Below are 20,156 nucleotides of genomic sequence, written 5' to 3' on the forward strand. Positions count from 1 at the left end.
AACAAACATTGAGGGGAGCGACCCATGCTGACACCTGCTGACAAACGCGCCGCGTTCAGGAAATTGCACGAGAGCGGATGCTTCATCATCCCCAATCCCTTTGATGTCGGCAGCGCGGTAGCCTTGCAGCATCTCGGCTTCAAGGCGCTGGCTTCCACCAGCGCGGGCTTTGCCTGGACGATTGCCAAGGCCGACAACCGCGTCACCGTCGACGACGTCTGCAACCATCTGGCCGCGATCTGCGCGGCGGTCGATATTCCTGTTAATGCCGACTTCGAGGACGGCTTTGCCCACGAACCGGACAAGGTCGCTGTCAACGTCGCCCGCGCCGTGAAAACCGGCGTGGCCGGCCTTTCGATCGAGGATTTTACCGGAGACAACGCAAAACCGCTGTTCGATCGCGCGCTTGCGATCGATCGCATCAGCGCGGCGCGCAAAGCCATCGATGCCGACAATAGCGGCGTCTTGCTCACCGGCCGCTGCGAGGCGTTTTTGCGCGGGCAGAAGGATCTGACGCTCGTGATCGGCCGGCTCACCGCCTATGCCGAGGCGGGCGCCGATTGCCTCTATGCGCCCGGCATCACGACGGCTGAAGAGATTTCGGCTGTCGTGAAGGCGGTGCATCCAAAGCCCGTCAATCTCCTGGTCGGCGCGGCCGGCCCGTCGCTGAAGGCGGCCTCCGATCTCGGCGTGCGCCGGATCAGCGTCGGCGCCTCGCTGGCGCGGATGGCATGGGCCGGCTTCATGAAGGCATCAAAGGAGATGGCGGAGCAGGGGACGTTCACCGAATTCGCGAACGGCTATCCCGGCGGCGAACTCAACAAGATGTTCAGCTAGCGCCAAAGTCAGCGAGCCACAAAAAAGCAGCGGGCCGGTCGGCCCGCTGCGCGTTGTTTCGGATGATGACCGTTACTGCTTGGCCGGCGCGTTGTCCGCAGGCGGCGTGGTCGACTTGTTCATGTCCGTGCTGGGCGGAGATGGCGGCGTCGGGCGATTCGTCGCCGCACCCGTGGTCGTACCCGGATCGGCGTTGCTGCGCGGCGTTACGTCACGCATGCCCGGAGGCGCCGCAGGGTTAGCCGGCTGCGTCTGCTGCGCGGTCCGGTTCTCCGGCGAGGTACCCGCCTGGTTCACGGTCGTATTGTTGAGACCATAGAACAGGGCGCCCAGCACCACGGCGATGGCGACGGCGAACATGGCGACCTTGGCGCCGCTGGGAGGACCCTCACCGAGGCCGGGATCGGCCTGCAACTCATTGTCGAGATTGTTGAGGCGGGCCTGATGGCGGATTTCTTCATCGCTCAGGCCGGGGCGGTAGGGATCGTTCGGATTGGGTTGGTAAGCCATGAATGGGTTCCTCCGTTAGCATCCCGAAGACAATGGCTGGCGCGCCCGGATGTTCCGCGCCGATGTTGCAACCCCGTAATGTTGGAACCTCAGTTCCCATGTGAGGTAGCGCCGCGCTCGCGGCGTGATCGCTGCTGATCCAGGGGTCCGTGGCACGGCTTGGGTCCCGGCTCTGCGGCGCACCGCGTGCGCGGGACACGATCATTTGCGCCGCGCTTTCGCGACCTGTTCCGCCGTCACCAGCGGTGCCGCATTGCCCCAGGCATTGCGGATGTAGTTCGTCACGTCGGCAATCTGCTGATCGGTCATCTTCGCGGCATAGGCCGGCATCGATCCCTTGTTCGGCGCGCGCGGCGTCGTCACGGTTTCCGCGCCGTCGAGGATGATGCGCAGCGTGCTCGTGGCATCGGCGGACTGCATATTGGCGTTGCCGGGCAGCGGCGGATAGATTCGCGGCGCACCTGAGCCATCCTCTTCGTGGCAGGCGATGCAGGCGCCGTCATAGAGTTTTTTGCCTTCTGCCATTTGTGCCGGCGAGGGCGGGGTGACCTTCGGTTCCGGCGCGCCCACCGGCAGGTCCTTCAGGTAAACCGCGATGGCTCTGACATCCGCATCGCTCATCTTCGAGGTCGAATTGACCACGACCTCGGACATCAGCTCGCCGGCATGGCTCCTGGCGTTGCGGCCGCTCTGCAGATACTCGGTGATGTCCTCCACGCTCCAGGATTTCAGGCCGCTACGTTCAGCACCGTCCAGCCGCGGCGCGAACATGCCCGCGACCCGCCCGCCGCCATACTTCTGGCCGCGTCTGTCGGCGCCAAACATGTTCTTCGGCGTATGGCAGGCGCCGCAATGTGCGACGCCCTCGACCAGATAGCGGCCGCGATTCCACTCCGCGCTCTTTTGCTGGTCGGGCGTCAAAATGCCGGGCTTGAAGAACAGCCAGTTCCAGCCACGCATTACGACGCGATAGTTGAACGGAAAGCGCAGCTCGGGCGCACGTGGCGCATTGCTCACCGGCGTCAGCGTCGCCAGATAGGCGCGAATGGCGAAAATGTCCTGGCGCGTCAGCCTGGTGAAATTCGGATAGGGGAAGGCCGGGTAATAGCGCGAGCCGTCGCGCGCCACGCCGAAGCGCAAGGCGCGGTAGAAATCGTCATTGCTCCAGGCGCCCAAGCCCGTCGCGCGATCCGGCGTCAGATTGGACGAGTAGATGCCGCCGAACGGGGTATCGATCCGCTTGCCCCCGGCGAACGGTTTTGCGGGATCGGCGGTATGGCAGCTCGCGCAGTCGCCGGCTTCCGTCAGCGCCTTGCCGCGCGCGATATCCTCAGCAGTTGGCTCAGATTGGGCATGGACCTCGCCGCGCTCGAACGCAGTGCACAAAAGCATGGCAGCGAGAATCGTCCGCATCATCAGGCGTGGTCCCTGCACCATCTGGCCTCCCGGGGCGTTATAGCGCGAAAGCGGACAGGGGAGGGATGTCATGCCGTTTCGCGCCGAGGCTCCCGGACGACACAAACCGAAAAGCTGCGCCGTTATTCCCGGCACGAAATTGCGATCTTTGAAAGCGCGGCGCTGGGGGCGAGATTTGTAGTGCGTGGCCAAGAAAATCCGACATAGACTGGTTCTAACAAGCTCAGATGACTAGCTAAAAACAGTCATCCCGATCCAGGCTCAAGAGGGTGCAATGGGAATCAACCAGGGTCCGATCAGTCTCGATCAGAAATACACCCAAGGTACAGGGCACATCTTCCTGACCGGCATCCAGGCCCTGGTCCGCCTGCCGATGGCCCAGATCCGCCGCGACCGCGCCGCGGGGCTGAACACCGCGGGCTTCATTTCCGGCTACCGCGGCTCGCCGCTCGGCGGCTACGACCAGCAGCTCTTCGCCGCGCGAAAACACCTCGAACAATACAACATCAAGTTTCAGCCCGGCGTGAACGAGGATCTCGCGGCGACCGCGATCTGGGGGTCGCAGCAGCTCAACCTTTCGCCCGGCGCCAAATATGATGGCGCGGTGGGCATCTGGTACGGCAAGGGCCCCGGCGTCGACCGCTGCGGCGACGTCTTTAGACACGGCAATACGGCAGGCTCGGCCAAAAACGGCGGCGTGCTCTGCCTCGCCGGCGATGACCACGGCGCAAAGTCCTCGACCGTTCCGCATCAGTCGGACCACGCCTTCATCTCCGCGCTGATGCCGTATCTCTATCCCTCCAGCATCCATGAAATCATCGAGATGGGCCTGCTGGGTATCGCGATGTCGCGCTACTCCGGCTGCTGGGTCGGCATGAAGGTGATCACCGAGACGGTGGAAACCACCGCCGAGATCGACCTTACCGACGAGATGACCCCATTCGCGATCCCGACCGATTTCGAGATGCCGCCGGGTGGACTCAACCTGCGCTGGCCCGATGATCGCTATGCGCAGGACCTGCGCCTGCAGGATTACAAGGGCTATGCTGCGATTGCGTTTGCGCGCGCCAACAAGATCAACCGCATCACCATGGATTCGCCGAATGCCCGCTACGGCATCATGGCGTCAGGCAAGAGCTACGAGGACATCCGTCAGGCGCTGCGCGAGCTCGGCATCACCGAGGAAGTCGCCGCCAAGATCGGCTTGCGGCTTTACAAGATCGGCATGCCCTGGCCGCTGGAGCCGGAAGGCGTTCGCAATTTTGCCGTGGGCCTCGAGGAAATCTTCATCGTCGAAGAGCGCCGCGAGATCGTCGAAAATCAAGTCAAGCAGGAGCTGTTCAACTGGCGCGACGACGTCCGGCCCCGCATCGTCGGCAAGATGGACGATCACGACAAGCGTTTTCTCACTTTCGCCGCCGAACTTAGCGTCGCCTCGCTCGCAAGCTCACTGACCGAGCGCCTGCTTCGACTTAATCTCAATCCCGAAATCGCCGCGATGCTTCGCGCCAAGGCCGACTGGTTCAACGGCCGGCAGGCGACCCAGATGCAGGCGGTCGCCCCCGTCACCCGCACGCCGTATTTCTGCTCGGGCTGCCCGCACAACTCGTCGACCAAGGTGCCGGAAGGCAGCCGCGCCTTCGCCGGCATCGGCTGTCACTTCATGGCGTTGTGGATGGACCGCAACACCGAGACCTATACCCATATGGGAGGCGAGGGCGTGCCGTGGGTCGGCGTCGCGCCCTTCACCAAGGAAGAGCACGTATTCGCCAATCTCGGCGACGGCACTTACTTCCACTCCGGCAGCCTCGCGATCCGCCAGGCGATCGCGTCAGGCGCCAACATCACCTACAAGCTTCTCTACAACGATGCGACCGCGATGACCGGCGGCCAGCATGTCGACGGCGAATTGTCGCCGCAGCAGATCACCTTCCAGCTTCATTCGGAAGGCATCCGCAATATCTATCTCGTTTCGGAAAATCCCGGCGCCTATCCGGCCTCCGACATCGCCCCCGGCGTCAAGGTCGCGCATCGCGACGAACTCGACACTGTCCAGAGAACCTGCCGCACCCTGAAGGGCACCTCGGCGATCGTCTTCGTGCAGACCTGCGCCGCCGAAAAGCGCCGCCGCCGCAAGCGCGGCCTGATGGAAGATCCGGCGCGCCGCGTCATGATCAATCCGGCCGTCTGCGAAGGCTGCGGTGATTGTTCTGTGCAGTCGAACTGCATTTCGGTGGAGCCTTTGGAAACCGAGATGGGCCGCAAGCGCACCATCAACCAGTCGACCTGCAACAAGGACTATTCGTGCCTGAAGGGCTTTTGCCCGTCCTTCGTCACCATCGACGGCGGCAAGCCGCGCCGCCGCGCGCCGGCAAGCCTCGGTGACGCAAGCCTCGATGATCTGCCCGAGCCGGCCTCGTTCCCCTCGCTGGAGCGGCCCTACAACATCGCCGTCGGCGGCGTCGGCGGCACCGGCGTGCTGACGATCGGCGCGCTGCTCGGCATGGCCGCGCATATCGAGGGCAAGGCCAGCATGATCCTCGACATGTCCGGCCTCGCGCAAAAAGGCGGCGCGGTGCTGAGCCACGTCCGTCTCTCGGAACACACCGCCGACGTCACCTGTTCGCGCATCGTTACCGGCACCGCCGATCTCGTGATGGCTGCCGACGAGGTGGTGGCCGCTGCCAAGGACACCATCACGCTCTGCGAAGCCAGCCGCACCGTCGGCGTCATCAACACCCACGTCATTCCGACCGCCGATTTCATCCTCAACCGCGACTTCAATTTCCAGAGCCGCAAGGTCAACCATGTGCTGGAGACCGAGCTGCGCAAGGATTCGTCGTTCTACGATTTCACCAAGCCGGCCGAAGCGCTGCTCGGCGACTCCATCGCCACCAACATCATGATGCTGGGCTACGCCTATCAGAAGGGCCTGCTGCCGCTGACGGCGAAGGCTATTCTGCAGGCGATCGAGGTCAACGGCGTCTCGATCAAGATGAACACGCAGGCCTTCCAGCTCGGCCGTCTCGCCGCTGCCGATCCGGCGCGGCTTGAGGCGATGATGAAGGGCCAGGACGAGACGGTCGCGCCGAAGACGCTGGATGCGATGTCGCTGGAGGAAATCATCGCCCATCGCAGCGCGCACCTCGCCGAATATCAAAATGCCGCGCTCGCCGAGCGCTATCGGGGTCTGGTGAAGCGAGTGCGCGATGCGGCCACCGATGGCGGCTATGGCGAAGCGCTGCCGCGGGCGGTTGCGATCAACTACGCAAAGCTGCTCGCCTACAAGGACGAGTACGAAGTCGCGCGGCTGTTCACCGACGGCCGTTTCGAAAAGCAGCTCCGCGACCAGTTCGAAGGCGAGTTCAAGTTCAACTTCAATCTCGCGCCGCCCATTCTCGGCGGCGGCCTTGATGCACTCGGTCGCCCGAAGAAGCGCGCGTTCGGCGCGTGGATGATGCCGGTTTTCCGGACGCTGGCAAAACTGCGCTTCCTGCGCGGCACGCCGTTCGACATCTTCGGCTACAGCCCCGACCGCAAGCTCGAGCGCGACCTGATCGCCGGCTATGAGAAAGACGTCGCCACCGTGCTCGACCTGCTGTCGCCGGTCACGCACGATACCGCTGTCGAAATTCTCGCGCTGCCCGACCGCATCCGCGGCTACGGTCCGGTGAAGGAGAAGGCGGTGCAGGACGCCAAAGCCCGCTACGCGCAGTTGGCAGCCGATCTCGTCAGTCCGCCGCCAGCGCCGCGACAGATAGCGGCGGAGTAGGGCTGCCGTAGGGTGGGCAAAGGGCGCACTTGCGCCGTGCCCACCATCAAGCATTCCGCTCGCAATGGTGGGCACGCTTCGCTTTGCCCACCCTACGATTCTAAATTTGCGATTCCATTTTCGCTTCTGGGCTGCTTTGCCCCAGGCGTGGCTCTGTCCCAGCCAGTAGCCGCTGAATGTTGGCACGATGGCGCGCAATCACGTAAATGCCACCTGCCATCACCAGTAACCGATAGGGCAACGGTTGCTCCAAAGCCCAGACGAGGGCGATCGCAGTCAACGCCGCCAGCATCGAACTAAGGGAAACAATCCGAAAAATAGCCAGCACAACGCCAAAAACCGTCGCAGCACCCAAACCTACCGGCCAAGACATCGCCAGCAACACGCCGAGCCCCGTCGCAGCGGATTTGCCACCTGTAAAATTCAACCAAATCGAACGGCCATGCCCCATCAACACGGCAAGTCCGGCCAGGCAAACAGCCCATGGCACCCAGGTTTGCAGATCAAGCGCTGCCGGTGGCGTGACGGACGGCAATGCATAAAACCAGCGGGCAAAGACGATCGCCGCCGCACCTTTCAGCACATCCACCAGGAGCACCACCAGCGCAGGCCATTTCCCCAGGGTCCGCAGTACGTTCGTTGCTCCAATGGATTTGGAGCCATGCTCCCGGATATCAATGCCCTTGAGCAGTTTCCCCGCCAGATAGCCCGTGGGCGTAGAACCGAAGAGATAGGCGATCGCCAATCCAACCACGCTCGCTATCCAGAAAACCATGGGATTCACCTCAACGCTCTGATTTCAGGCGATCATCATCTGGTCGTCTACCTCTTTGACCGTCATGGGTCATTGTAGACGGATTCAGTCCGTAGGGTGGGCAAAGGCGCAAAACGCCGTGCCCACCATCCATCAACATTCGCGGCGTCAACGGTGGGCACGCTTCGCTTTGCCACCTACGCACTGCATCAAGGTCGGCCCCGCCATAGGCTCCGACAATCTCACCTTGGGTCCCAGCAGGTGCCGGTCGGTGGGGGCATTCCGATCCACCGATACTTGCGGATGGACGAGCCTTCTATGCTATGAAAGGCAGCGGAATTTTCACGCTGAACAATGCTAGACACCCTTTTGAGAAGGGCGGAATGATATTCATTCCGAAGAATGCTTGGAACCGGCCGGTCGCTGCCCTTGCGGTGAGCTATGTGCTCTCCATACTCCCGCTACCCATCGCGCTCTATCTGATGCGACTCGGCGCCTAAGAAATGTTAACACTGACCATCGTCCTCCGTATCGTCGCCCTGCTGGCCTTTGCGGGACTCACGTTGTTGACAGTCAGCTGGTCTCGCGGACAAGCCAAGACGCGAGCACGTCAGGATCGTGGCGACCGAGCACCGCTGGTGGCAAACCTCACTGCTTTCGGCCTGTTCTTCCTTTCGCTTCTGATCTTTTCCAGCAGCCCCGCCGGTTTCACGGCACTGCTGCTGGCGCTGTCAGGGTCCCTTCTTGCGCTAATGGGCGCCGCTCTCGTCGTCAGATGCCGGGCCGAGCTCGGTGCCGCTTGGAGCTTCGCGCCCAAAGCAGATCAGAGCACCGGACTCGTCACAACCGGCCCTTATCGCCTCGTGCGACACCCCATCTATCTGGGCCTTGCACTGCTCGTCATGGGCGAAGCGCTCGCCTTCGGCAGCTGGCCGGCTCTCTTTATTGCGCTGTCGGGGATCGTCCCGACCTTGGCCTGGCGCGCCCGCGCGGAGGAGAAACTGCTCAGCCGTACATTTGGCGAGCGCTTTGAGGTCTATCGACAGCGAACCAAGATGATCATCCCGTACCTTCTCTAGGAGCGCGTCGGAGATAACAATCCAAACGGGACAGACCCAATAAACCAATTGGGGGACATCAGGGATGTGAAGAATCCTAACCGCGCCAAAAGCGATCAACAACCAAAACCCTTGCCCAAGTTGCAAGGCGCGAGCCGCGCCCAACTCGCATCTTGCCTTTTAAAGTCCCGGCGCGATCATCTCCGGAGCCATCTACAAATATCCTTCGAGCTTTCACGAATTCCCAGATGAACGGATTCCGCTTCTGAAAAACCTTCTGAACTTCGTCGTGCAGACATCCTGACACGACATCGGGCGGGGAAGCAAACACCTCCGGCAATGTTGAGGACAAACCGGCATCGGTTAGAATATTCCATCGTGAGTTACCGCCCATTACCGGGGATCGCAGGCCGAATATCACTCTGCCGATCCTGCTTTCCCGGATGGCGTAAGAACACATCGCGCAGGGCTCAATAGTTGAATAGATCGTGCACTCATCAAGGCTCGTTGACCCTAATTTTTTCTGAGCTGAAGAAATTGCGACCATCTCGGCGTGCCGCGTAACGTCTCGTTCGTTTCTGACCATATTGAACGATTCGCAAATGAATTCGCCTCGTCGTCCGATGACGGCTGCAAACGGGTATTCCCTCCTTGAACTCGCGGATTGTGCCAGAGCAACGCAGCGGCGCATCATTGCTATATCGAATGCTTCTGAATCATGCTTGTTCATGGCACTGACTTGGTCATGGCACTGACTTTTGCAGCACATCGGCGCCGCTTTACCACCCGCTATGGTTCGCACAGCGGGCGATCATCCTGACGGAGGGTTAGAACGACTATTGTATGGTTGCGTTAACGGTAGCTACTGACGTGCCGGAACTGGTCGGACTCTTGCCTGTCGCTTGAACGGAGAAAGCATCGCTGCCTCTATATCCTGCCTGCGATGTGTATACGTAAGAGGACCTGTTGAGCCTTTGCAACTTCCCGTGCGCCGGTCTTTGTGAAACTCTCGAACTCAATATTTCGCCCGAAATATTGATGGTAAACAAACAACTGCCCCCGGAAGCGATCATGATATAGCCGATCGAGTTAAAGCCCCAGCCTGCTGGCGGTGATCCCGACACCACGCATTGGTTCTGGGCAGGTGCTGGCGTCGCTACTGCTACCAAGCCTAGCGTGACCGCAATGAGTACTGAACACGCTCGCATTATGTGTGTCATTCGGGTGCTCCATTTAAGTCAAGTTGTCGGCTCCTTCGCGTTGTCGTTCAGATGCGGCTGACGACGCCTTCGACCAGCGCAGCGGCTCAATCGGGCACGTTCAACGCCGGCCCGAAGCGACGGCCTGACGTTACTTTTGAGGTTCAGACACGACGAGTCCTTGTCAGGCTGCTCTAGCCTACCAAAACATCGTAGGAGGCGCATTGCCCTTTGGGGCAATACCCCACTGTATGGCGAGAATTGCAGATCTGGCCGGGGAGCTATGCAACGGCTTGCGATCCAATTTCAGAAAGATCAGCGACCGCACGCCCGATGAACTGCTCAATTGAATCAAAAGCTTGTCTCCAGAGCTTCGATGGGGTGTAGTCGTCATCAGCTTGTCACTGCGTTGACGCATGGCCTGCTTCACAACAGCAACGGGTTAGCGGATGGACCAGGTCCTCGCCGATATCGGCATCATCTCCGCCTATCGCTTCGAGGGCGACGGCTCCGCGACGAAGCTCGATGTCGCCAACCTCGATGCGGAACTTGCCCATCCGCACGGCTGGCTGTGGCTGCATTTCAATCTGTCCAACCGTCGCTGCCACGACTGGCTCGCCAGGAGTGCTGCGCTGTCCGATGTCGCGCGCGAGACCCTGATCGATGCCGACGAGCATATCCGCCTCGATATCTTCGACGAGGAGATCGCCGGCGTTTTGCCGGACCTGCATCAGGAGTTCATGCAGGAGGGCGACGATCTCCTGCGGGTCCACTTTGCGATCTCGTCGAAGCTGATGGTCACCGCGCGGCGCAAGCCGCTGCGCGCGATCGAGCTGACACGGCGTGCGATCGATAGCGGCCGCAAGTTTCCCACGCCGGTGTCGCTGTTCGATGCGATCGTCGACCAGTTCGCCGATGTGATCGGACGCTATTCGGCGGGCCTCGGCGACGAGCTCGACATCGTCGAGGATCATGTGCTGCACGACGAGATCGACGAAGAGCGATTGCGGCTCGGCCGCGTGCGCCTGCAAGCAATCCGCACGCGGCGGCAGCTCTCGCAGATCCGGGCGCTGTTTCACCGCCTGGAGACGCGCGAGGACATTGAATCCGAAACCCTGCTGTCGGCAATGCGCAAGCTGGCGCAGAAGTTCGACGCGCTCGACTACGAATTCAGCGCGATCTATGAGCGCGCGCGGCTGCTGCAGGACGAGATCGCCGGCCGCATGACGGCGATCACCAACCGCCGCCTGTTCACGCTGTCGGTCCTGACCGCGTGCATGCTGCCCTCGACGCTGGTCACCGGCTTCTTCGGCATGAACACCAAGGACATGCCGTTCCAGAGCGGCGACGGCGGCACCTGGTACGCGCTGCTGCTGGTGATCGCCGCGGGAGGACTGACCTGGTGGCTGCTCAGGCGGACCAAGGCGCTGTAGGCCGATCATGGTGTGACACGAGCCTCTGCCGGCATGCCCGCGAAGCAGGCATCGCCCCGGCTGGCACGCTTCGCTCCGCCCACCCCGGCGCGGAACCTATGGATCCAAAGCTGCGGTCAAATGCCCGCCTTTGTGCACATTCCGCTACTCAACTCTCCGCTCTTTCGAGGGCGTGGAAAGAGAGTTAGACTTCGGTCGATCAGCGCCAGATAGATCGTGCCGAAATCCTGTGATTGGGGGCGACGTCGGTGCCTTCAACAGCAAGCATCGCACATTCATTCAAGACTGGTTGCACGCGCAAGTGCCGCGCAGTGGCCGGTGCGTGTAACGCACGGACACAGGGCAATAGGTCGAAACTGGAGAATGAGGGACAGAGAGGTATCTGATCACTCAAGCTTACGGACGATCACTCGCAAGGCCCAGAGGAGACTCACGATGAACGCGAAATCGGGACGAACCTTATTTGCCGCCGGCCTGATCAGTGCGGCGCTCATCAGCGGCGCAATCGGCCAGCAAGACGACAAGCTCGGTAAGGTAACCTTCGCTACCTCCTGCGACCCCGCTGTGCAAGTCGAGTTCGACCGCGGCGTCGCCATGCTCCATTCGTACTGGTTCTTGATTGCCCGCCGCAAATTCGAAGAGATCCTGAAGCAGGACCCCACTTGCGCCATGGCGTATTGGGGCGTGGCGATGGATCGCCTCGGTAACACCCTTGCCACTACGCCGACGCGAGCCGAGGCCCAGGCGGGTTGGGAAGCAATCGAAAAAGCGCAGGCAACGGGTGCGAAGACGCAGCGGGAGCGCGATTGGATCGATGCCCTTGGCGTCTATTTCCGCGATCATGACAAGGTGGCCGTGGATGCCCGACTGGCAGCCTATAGTGCCGCGATGGAGAGGGTGGCGCAAACCTATCCTGATGACTACGAGGCGCAGGTCTATTACGCGCTGACGCTTCAAGCCTCGGCACCGAAGAGCGATCTCACCTACGCCAATCAGATCAGGTCGGCGGCGCTGTTGGAGAAACTCTTCGAGCAGAATCCGCAGCATCCAGGCGTGACGCACTACCTCATCCACGCCTACGACTTCGCGCCGCTTGCCGAGAAGGGAATCGCGTCGGCGCGGCGCTATGCCGGCATTGCGCCGGCCGTGCCACACGCCCGGCACATGCCGTCGCATATCTACTCGATGGTCGGGCTTTGGGAAGAATCCATCGCCTCGAACGCGTCGTCGCTCGAGATCCAGCCCGACTACTATCACGCGTCGGATTTTTCGGTCTACGCCCATCTGCAACTCGCGCAGGATGCCAAGGCCGAGGCGATGATCAAGAAGTCGCTCGCCACCGCCGACCGCGGCGATCGTCCGATCAACTTCGTTCATTTTACCGCCAAGGCCGCGATGCCGGCGCGTTACGTCCTGGAACGGGCGGATTGGGCCGGCGCTGCCGCGTTGCCGATAACCGCCACCCAATATCCCATGGCGGATTCGTTGGTCCGCTTTACACGCGGTCTGGGCATGGCGCGCACCGGCGATCTCTCGGGCGCCAAAGCAGAGATCGAAGCAATGAAGGCGTTGCAAACGACACTGCAGCGCGCCGACCAGTCCTACTGGGCGGACCGGACCGAGGAGCAGATGCTTGCCGTTTTGGCCTGGATCGCACTGAAGGAAGGCGCGACCGATCAGGCGCAGCGGTTCATGCGCGCCGCCGCCGATGGCGAAGATGGCAGCGTCAAGCATGTGGCGATGGAGAATCGTCTCTATCCGTTCCGCGAATTGCTTGGCGAACTACTCCTTGAGACGGGCCAGCCCGCCGCGGCCCTGAACGAGTTCGAGACCGCTCTCAAGCAGACGCCCAACCGCTTCCGCGCATTCTGGGGAGCCGCCCGCGCCGCCGACAGCGCCGGTGATCGTCAAAAGGCGTCCGACTACTTTGACAAGCTGGTGAACCTCGCCAGCAATGCCGATACGGAGCGGCAGGAAATCCGTGTGGCCCGGGCATATGCGCGCCAGGATGACACGATAGGTAGTGCGCGAAAATAGTCCCTTGGCTGCCGGCCCGGCGCCCGGCAGCCATCAGTTCGAGAAGACAGCGATGATCCGCGCAGTCGCATTGGCAATGATGCTCGGCGTGCTCGTGAGCGGCGTGGCCGCCCATATCATAACGCCGGGCTGGCGGACCGCGATCGCACCGCTGGTCGGCGTACGCGACCGTCCGGTTGAGACCGCCGCCACGGCCGAAGCCTGGCCGATCTGCACCTCCATGGCCTCCGTTGCACCGGACGCCGACTGGGCCCAACTCGATCCCGATTTCAAGGCTGGCAAAAAGGCGCTGCGCGCAGAGAATTGGAGTGGCGCAATCGCGGCGTTCGAACTCGCGGCACTGCGTGACCCGACCAATGCCGATATCCAGAACTACATCGGCTACGCCTATCGGCGGATGCGTCAGATGGGGCCAGCGATTGGCCATTATCAGAAAGCACTGCTGTTGAATGCCCGCCACCGCAGCGCGCATGAGCATCTCGGTGAAGCTTATTTGGTGCTGGGCGAACCGGCCAAAGCACAGCAATTGTTGGTGGCATTGGAAAATCTCTGCCTGCTTCCCTGCGAGGAGTACGACGACCTCAAGCGTGCGATTGCCGCGTACAAGACGCTGGCCGGGCATTGAGATCGATTCATCGGCCGGCCGCGCCACGCCTTTCAGCGAGAGAGACTGGAACGCGAGGGCCTAGTCTGTCCTGTACTCTTACGACAACCCGGCCGACGTTGTAGGCTGAATGGACGGACATCGAGTTAGTCCTCGAGCTGCCACTGGGGCGTGCCGAAGTCCCCGTTTCGTATTGGCAGCGTCGATGCTGTCGGCAGGCGTCGCACTTCAATAGACCGACGATCTTTTAGCCGGTGCTTTTTCGCAATCGCACGGTCGTGCGAGCCAGCACGACCTTTTCGCAGTGACAAGGGAGAAACGTCATGAAGACTCACCATTCAGTGACATTAGCGATGCTGGCGGGCTTCGGACTCGGTACAGTCGCGGTTGAAGGACTCCATGCCCAGGCTAAGCCACCGGTATACCAAGTCGTTGAAATCGAGCCCTCGAACATGGAGGCCTACGTGAAGGACTACGTCCCGAAGGCTCAGGCCGCCATCAAAGCTGCTGGCGGCAAGTTCCTTGCCGCCGGAGGTAAGACCACGACAATCGAAGGAGAGCCGCCGAAAGCACGCGTTGTTATCCAACAGTGGGATAGCGTTGAGAAAATCCAAGCGTATCGCGATTCAGCGGCCTTCAAAGACCTCTTGCCGCTCCGCAACAGCATGGCGAAGTTCCGCAGCTACGCCGTTGAGGGGGTACCTCAATAGCTATTCGGACAACGGGCGTGCCGGATTGAAGGCCGCCTTAGCTGGCGGCCTTCTTCCTTCCGCGCCACCAAAGGGCAGGAGCGGTTCTGTGAGGGCCTGCGGGCGAGGTGATGTCGGAGATGAGTCATTCGCGTCGATCTTGGTATGTCTGCTTCATGTCCGATGACGGGGTAATTTCGGAAGTGCTGTTGTTCGGTTTCCCATTGAAGGCATCGCTCTTGCCGGTCGCCGGACGGGCAAATCAGTAAGCGTTTCGGGTGCGCGACAGCCCGACCCGCTAACCCAAGCCCATGAAAAGCGCTGCGCCAAAGCACGAATTTCACCAGCCAATTCAACGTGATTTGGGCCGTCCAGTTTGCGTGGCAAAAATATATCGCTTCTCATTTCCCCCAAATCAGCTCCATCTTCGCGCCATCCCGCCTCATCGAAGAGGGGCGTACGCGTCGTCACGATACGTGGAGTGCGGGTTGCGGTGGACGCGATGGCGTTGCGCGCGCGAGGCATTGCAGGGCGGCCTCAAGCTTGTCTTGAGGCTGTGAGCGATCGATCCGCGCAGGACGAGCGGCGTTATTGCGTACGGCAAAAGCGTGTGGTTCTGGCACCCGTGGCTGGTGTCAAGCTGGCGGAGGCTGATCGAATCCAACCGGGTTCGTTGGGCCGTCAATCCGGCAGCGACGGAGGCAAGAGGAATTCGTCTCCGGGAAGAGCGCGCCATAAGCCGTCAAGCCATTGCGCAGGGAAGGCCGGATGCTCTCCGCTGGACCTGTATGCTCGTGTGCGCACTTCTTTGTGCCATTGCACACGAGACCGCGGGTGCAGCGCGCACCCGGTCTTCCCTGCGCCCTCTCATCCCTGAGGGGGCAAGCGATCAGGTACAACTCGGGCGCGCTGCGCCGCGAGAGCGTACCGGCATATCCGCCTCTCACGACTTGATACGATTTCCGTCGATAATCATCCCGACTTGAGTCCAGTCGCTACCGTCTCGCCCGGCGGAATATTTCGGCGCTTGCCAAGGGAGCGGCGACAGGCCAGAAAAAAACCTGGAAGAAGAAACGCCAACGGAGAACGATTTGACCATCAAGGGCAAAGCCTACATTGCCGGGATCTACGAGCATCCCACCCGGCACGCACCCGATAAATCAACTGCGCAGTTGCATGCCGAGGTCGCCAAGGGCGCGATCGAAGATGCCGGGCTCACCAAGGCCGACATCGACGGCTATTTCTGCGCCGGCGACGCCCCGGGCGGGCTTTGGCCGATGGTCGATTATCTCGGATTGAAGGTGCGTCACGTCGATTCCACCGAGACCGGCGGCTGTTCCTATTTGATCCATCTCGGCCACGCCGCAGAGGCGATCGCGGCGGGCAAATGCTCGATCGCGCTGGTCACGCTCGCCGGCAAGCCGCGCACCGGGGTGATGCCGCCGCGCGCCGCGGGCGCGGAAGCCGATTTCGAGGCGGCCTATGGGGCCACCACCCACAATGCCTACGGCATGTGTGCCATGCGCCATATGCACGACTACGGCACCACAAGCGAACAGCTCGCCTGGATCAAGGTCGCGGCTTCCCATCACGCCCAGTACAACCCGCACGCGATGTTGAAAGAGGTCGTCACCGTCGAGGACGTCATCAACTCGCCGATGATCTCGGACCCACTGCACCGCATGGATTGCTGCGTCGTCACCGATGGCGGCGGCGCGATGATTGTGACGACGCCGGAAATCGCAAAGAGCCTGAAGAAGCCGCTGGTGCGGCTGATCGGCCATGGCGAAGCGATGAAAGGCCCGCGCGGCGGCAAGGATCTCGACCTGACTTATTCCGCTGGCGTCTGGTCCGGCCCGCGCGCCTTCGAGGAAGCTGGCATCACGCCAAAGGACATCAAATACGCCTCGATCTATGACAGCTTCACCATCACGGTTTTGATGCAGCTCGAAGACCTCGGCTTCTGCAAGAAGGGCGAGGGTGGCAAGTTCGTCTCCGACGGCAATCTGATTTCGGGCGTCGGCAAGCTGCCGTTCAACACCGACGGCGGCGGCCTCTGCAGCAATCACCCGGTCAACCGCGGCGGCATGACCAAAATTCTCGAGGCGGTCCGCCAGTTGCGCGGCGAAGCCCATCCGAAGGTGCAGGTGCCGAATTGCGACCTCGCAATCGCCCATGGCACCGGCGGACTTCTCGGCGTGCGTCACGCCGCCTCAACCTGCATTCTGGAGCGCGTGTGATGGCTGAAACGAAAAAATATCCGGCGCCGGTGACCAATCCCGAGACCGCGCAGTTCTGGGAAGCGGCCAAGGCCGGCAAGTTCATGATCAAGCGCTGCACCGCCTGCGGCGAGCCGCATTACTTCCCGCGCTCGATCTGCCCGTTCTGCTTCTCCGACAAGACGGTGTGGGAAGAAGCTTCCGGTGAAGCCACGATCTACACCTACAGCCTGATGCGCAAGTCGCCGACCGGCCCGTACGCGATCGCCTATGTCACGCTGAAGGAAGGCCCGTCGCTGCAGACCAACATTGTCGACTGCGATCTTGAGAAGCTGAAGATCGGCCAGAAGGTGAAAGTGGTGTTCAAGCCGACCGACGGCGCGCCATTGCCGTTCTTCACGGCGGCCTAAGAAGTACCTTCTCCCCCTGTGGGAGAAGGTGGCGCGAAGCGCCGGATGAGGGGTTCTCACCGCGAGCACTGTGCTTGCGGAGCCAACCCCTCACCCAAGCGAGTTTGTGGCTGCTGCCGGTGATGCCCTCTCCCACAAGGGGAGAGGGCGCTGCAATTGGCGCCGCTGAAGAAGAAAGTTCGGGAGAGGAACTACTAGATGCCGATCAATTACGAACAGCTCATGGCCCTGAAAAATCTCGGCCAGAAATATGCCTATACCGACCGTGAGGTGATGCTCTACGCCTACGGTATCGGCATGGGCGCCGACCCCATGGATGAGAACGAACTCGCCTACGTCAACGAAGGCACCTTCACCCCGCGTCCCCTCAAGGTCGTACCGACCTTCGCCTCGGTAGCGGCGTGGGGGTCAGGACCCGGCGAGATGAATCTCAACCGCGTGATGGTGGTCGACGGCGAGCGCGACATCACCTTCCACAAGCCGCTGCCGGGCGCGGCCAAGATCACGGCCGACTCGACCGTGCTCGACGTCTTCGACAAGGGCAAGGACAAGGGCGCCGTCATCCGGCACCAGACCGTGCTGAAGGATGAGAACGGCGAGAAGCTTGCCACGCTGGTTGCCTCGCGTTTCGCGCGCGGCGACGGCGGCTTTGGCGGGCCGTCCGAAGGCCAACCCGAGCCGCACAAGGTGCCGAGCCGCGCGCCCGACAAGATCGTCGACATCACGACGCGGCCGGACCAGGCGCTGGTCTATCGCCTCTGCGGCGACCGCAACCCGCTGCACTCGGATCCGGAGTTTGCGAAGAAGGCCGGCTTTCCGAGGCCGATTCTGCACGGCATGTGCACCTACGGCATCACCTGCCGCGGCGTGCTGCAGACCTATGCCGATTACGATCCGTCCGCCTTCAAGCAACACGTCGCGCGCTTTTCCTCGCCGGTGTTTCCCGGCGAGACCGTGACGATGGAATTGTGGAAGGATGGCAATGTCGTCTCGTTCGAAGCGAAGGTGAAGGCGAGAGGCGTCACCGTGATCAAGAGCGGCAAGACGGTGCTGGGTTAGACGGTGCGCTCCCTCGCCCCGCTCTTCGCGGGGTCGAGACGAGCGAAGCTCGCTCTTAGAGGGTTGGGGTGAGGGGCTCTCACCGCGAGTCTGGTTTGCTGGATAGACTTGTACCCCCTCACCCGAAATTCGCTTATGCGAATTTCGACCTCTCCCCGCAAGCGGGGCGAGGTTAAGGAAGAAACCGAAAGGGAGAAACACCATGGGACTACTCGACGGCAAGGTTGCCATCATCACCGGTGCAGGCGGCGGGCTCGGTGAGGCCTACGCAAAGCTGTTCGCGCGCGAGGGCGCGGCGGTCGTGGTCAACGACCTCGGCGGTCCCCGCGACGGTTCCGGCGCCGACGTGTCGATGGCGCAGAAGGTGGTCAACGCGATCAAGGAAGAGGGCGGCCGTGCCGTCGCCAACGGATCCGACATCTCGACCATCGCAGGCGGACAATCCGTGTTCGAGGACGCCATCAAGAATTTCGGCCGCGCTGACATTCTGGTGAATAACGCCGGCATCCTGCTCGACGAGACATTTGCAAAAGCCAAGGAGGCCAACTGGGACAGGGTGATCAAGGTGCACCTCAAAGGCACCTTCTGCTGCACCCAGCCGGTGTTCAAATGGATGCGCGAGAACGGCGGCGGCGTCATCGTCAACACGTCCTCGACCTCGGGCCTGATCGGCAATTTCGGCCAGACCAATTACGGCGCCGCCAAGGGCGGTATCTGGGGACTGTCGAACGTGCTGGCGATCGAGGGCCGCAAATACAACATCCGAATCTGGACGCTGGCCCCGGGCGCGCTGACCCGCATGACCGCCGACCTGCCGCGCTATAAGGAGAACCCCGGCGCCGCGCTGGGCCCGGACGGCATCGCGCCGGCCGTGCTATACATGGTCAGCGATTTGTCGGGCGACCAGACCGGCAAGGTGCTCGGCGTCTCCGGCCCGCGCGGCGTGCGGGAGATGCGGATGATGGAAATGGAAGGCTGGACGCCGCCGTTTACGGGGTGGAAGGCTGAGGATATCGTTACCCACGCCAAGGACATCTTCTTCTCCGAGGAGGATATCAAGAAGTCGGCGCGGCGATTCAAGTAAATGTCGTTCCGGGGCGATGCGAAGCATCGAACTATGGTGCGCAATTGCGCACCTGAGAATCTCGAGATTCCGGGTTCGCTTCGCGCCCCGGAATGACGAAAAGGATAGAGGTACTCGATGACCAAACTCACCGCCCAGGCCGCCGGCACCTTCGCCATCGCGCCGACCCCGTTCCACGATGACGGCCGCATCGACGAGAAATCCATCGATCGGCTGACCGACTTCTACGCCGAAGTCGGCTGCGACGGCGTCACCGTGCTCGGCATCCTGGGCGAGGCGCCGAAGCTCGATGCGGCGGAAGCCGAGCAGGTGGCGGTTCGCTTCGTCAAGCGCGCCAAGAACATGCAGATCATCGTCGGCGTCTCGGCGCCGGGATTTGCTTCGATGCGCTCGCTGGCGAAAGCGTCGATGGATGCGGGCGCGGCCGGCGTGATGATCGCGCCGCCGCCGAACTTGCGCACCGACGACCAGATCACGGGCTATTTCAAGCAGGCGCAGGAAGCGATCGGCGACGAGATTCCCTGGGTGCTGCAGGACTATCCGCTGACGCTCAACGTCATCTTCACGCCGGCCGTGATCCGCAAGATCGTGATGGACTCGCCGTCCTGCGTGATGCTCAAGCATGAGGACTGGCCCGGCCTGGAGAAGATCTCCACGCTGCGCGGCTATCAGAAAGACGGCTCGCTGCGGCCGCTTTCAATTCTCGTAGGCAATGGCGGACTGTTCCTCGATTTCGAAATGGAGCGCGGCGCCGACGGTGCCATGACCGGTTACGCTTTCCCGGAATTGCTGATCGACGTCGTAAAACTGTCGAAGGCCGGCAAGCGCGATGCCGCGCACGACCTGTTCGACGCCCATCTGCCGCTGATCCGTTACGAGCAGCAGCCCGGCGCAGGCCTGGCTGTGCGCAAATACGTATTGCAGAAGCGCGGCATCATTTCGTCCAGCGCGCAGCGCAAGCCCGGCGCGACGATTACGGCAACCGCAAAGGCCGAGGTCGATTATCTGTTGTCACGGGTGGCGCGCGTCGACCGCCGCGCCAATCTGCAACCGCAATCCAGCGCGGCAGGCTAGT

At 61.8% G+C, this 20,156-nt stretch carries 16 protein-coding genes; 12 read left to right on the forward strand and 4 right to left on the reverse strand.

What is annotated here, in order from left to right:
- Positions 1-24 precede the first annotated feature (24 nt).
- Entirely contained in the window at positions 25-837 is an 813-nt protein-coding gene (locus V1286_RS11325) for an isocitrate lyase/PEP mutase family protein (protein ID WP_334479608.1), read from the forward strand.
- Between the two features lie 72 nt (positions 838-909).
- On the opposite strand, the gene V1286_RS11330 is transcribed toward V1286_RS11325, so the two are convergent.
- Together V1286_RS11330 and V1286_RS11335 are read right to left on the reverse strand one after the other, a co-directional pair.
- Positions 910-1,347 carry a hypothetical protein gene (locus V1286_RS11330; RefSeq protein WP_334479610.1) on the reverse strand — a complete coding sequence of 146 codons (438 nt, stop codon included), beginning with the start codon at positions 1,345-1,347 and terminating at the stop codon, positions 910-912.
- A gap of 201 nt (positions 1,348-1,548) precedes the next feature.
- Positions 1,549-2,760, reverse strand: coding sequence for a cytochrome c (locus tag V1286_RS11335; RefSeq protein ID WP_334489621.1), 1,212 nt, complete (start codon positions 2,758-2,760; stop codon positions 1,549-1,551).
- A gap of 277 nt (positions 2,761-3,037) precedes the next feature.
- On the opposite strand from V1286_RS11335, the gene V1286_RS11340 reads away from it, so the two are divergent.
- The gene (locus V1286_RS11340; RefSeq protein ID WP_334479612.1) at positions 3,038-6,535 is read left to right on the forward strand and encodes an indolepyruvate ferredoxin oxidoreductase family protein; all 3,498 of its coding nucleotides are present in this window, start codon (positions 3,038-3,040) and stop codon (positions 6,533-6,535) included.
- A gap of 100 nt (positions 6,536-6,635) precedes the next feature.
- Here the strand turns inward: V1286_RS11340 and plsY are convergent, their stop codons facing one another.
- Complete coding sequence (gene plsY / locus V1286_RS11345) at positions 6,636-7,310, reverse strand: glycerol-3-phosphate 1-O-acyltransferase PlsY (RefSeq protein ID WP_334479613.1); 675 nt, start codon at positions 7,308-7,310, stop codon at positions 6,636-6,638.
- A 482-nt stretch (positions 7,311-7,792) separates the two neighbouring features.
- On the opposite strand from plsY, the gene V1286_RS11350 reads away from it, so the two are divergent.
- Complete coding sequence (locus tag V1286_RS11350) at positions 7,793-8,368, forward strand: methyltransferase family protein (protein WP_334479614.1); 576 nt, start codon at positions 7,793-7,795, stop codon at positions 8,366-8,368.
- 76 nt (positions 8,369-8,444) lie between these two features.
- Here V1286_RS11350 and V1286_RS11355 read toward each other — a convergent pair whose 3' ends face one another.
- On the reverse strand, positions 8,445-9,077 hold the full coding sequence (locus V1286_RS11355) for a nucleoside deaminase (RefSeq protein ID WP_334479615.1): 633 nt from the start codon (positions 9,075-9,077) through the stop codon (positions 8,445-8,447).
- Positions 9,078-9,995: 918 nt separating this feature from the next.
- Here V1286_RS11355 and V1286_RS11360 point away from each other — a divergent pair.
- From V1286_RS11360 to V1286_RS11400, 9 genes are all read left to right on the forward strand, one after another.
- Positions 9,996-10,979 carry a transporter gene (locus V1286_RS11360; RefSeq protein WP_334479617.1) on the forward strand — a complete coding sequence of 328 codons (984 nt, stop codon included), beginning with the start codon at positions 9,996-9,998 and terminating at the stop codon, positions 10,977-10,979.
- A 216-nt stretch (positions 10,980-11,195) separates the two neighbouring features.
- Positions 11,196-13,016, forward strand: a complete 1,821-nt coding sequence (locus V1286_RS11365) for a hypothetical protein (protein WP_334479618.1) — start codon at positions 11,196-11,198, stop codon at positions 13,014-13,016.
- A gap of 52 nt (positions 13,017-13,068) precedes the next feature.
- Positions 13,069-13,641 carry a tetratricopeptide repeat protein gene (locus V1286_RS11370; RefSeq protein ID WP_334479619.1) on the forward strand — a complete coding sequence of 191 codons (573 nt, stop codon included), beginning with the start codon at positions 13,069-13,071 and terminating at the stop codon, positions 13,639-13,641.
- A gap of 302 nt (positions 13,642-13,943) precedes the next feature.
- Positions 13,944-14,330: a DUF1330 domain-containing protein gene (locus V1286_RS11375; RefSeq protein ID WP_334479620.1), complete on the forward strand. Its 387-nt coding sequence runs from the start codon at positions 13,944-13,946 to the stop codon at positions 14,328-14,330.
- A gap of 1,070 nt (positions 14,331-15,400) precedes the next feature.
- Positions 15,401-16,549 carry a thiolase domain-containing protein gene (locus tag V1286_RS11380; RefSeq protein ID WP_334479621.1) on the forward strand — a complete coding sequence of 383 codons (1,149 nt, stop codon included), beginning with the start codon at positions 15,401-15,403 and terminating at the stop codon, positions 16,547-16,549.
- Positions 16,549-16,938, forward strand: coding sequence for a Zn-ribbon domain-containing OB-fold protein (locus V1286_RS11385; protein ID WP_334479622.1), 390 nt, complete (start codon positions 16,549-16,551; stop codon positions 16,936-16,938). The genes V1286_RS11380 and V1286_RS11385 overlap by 1 nt, the downstream gene beginning before the upstream one ends.
- A 198-nt stretch (positions 16,939-17,136) precedes the next feature.
- Entirely contained in the window at positions 17,137-17,997 is an 861-nt protein-coding gene (locus V1286_RS11390; RefSeq protein WP_334479623.1) for a MaoC/PaaZ C-terminal domain-containing protein, read from the forward strand.
- Between the two features lie 202 nt (positions 17,998-18,199).
- Positions 18,200-19,081, forward strand: a complete 882-nt coding sequence (locus tag V1286_RS11395; RefSeq protein WP_334479624.1) for an SDR family oxidoreductase — start codon at positions 18,200-18,202, stop codon at positions 19,079-19,081.
- 117 nt (positions 19,082-19,198) lie between these two features.
- On the forward strand, positions 19,199-20,155 hold the full coding sequence (locus V1286_RS11400) for a dihydrodipicolinate synthase family protein (protein WP_334479625.1): 957 nt from the start codon (positions 19,199-19,201) through the stop codon (positions 20,153-20,155).
- The last annotated feature ends 1 nt before the right edge of the window (position 20,156 follow it).

It is taken from the genome of Bradyrhizobium algeriense (assembly GCF_036924595.1).
In the GTDB taxonomy this organism is placed as follows: Bacteria; Pseudomonadota; Alphaproteobacteria; order Rhizobiales; family Xanthobacteraceae; genus Bradyrhizobium; species Bradyrhizobium algeriense.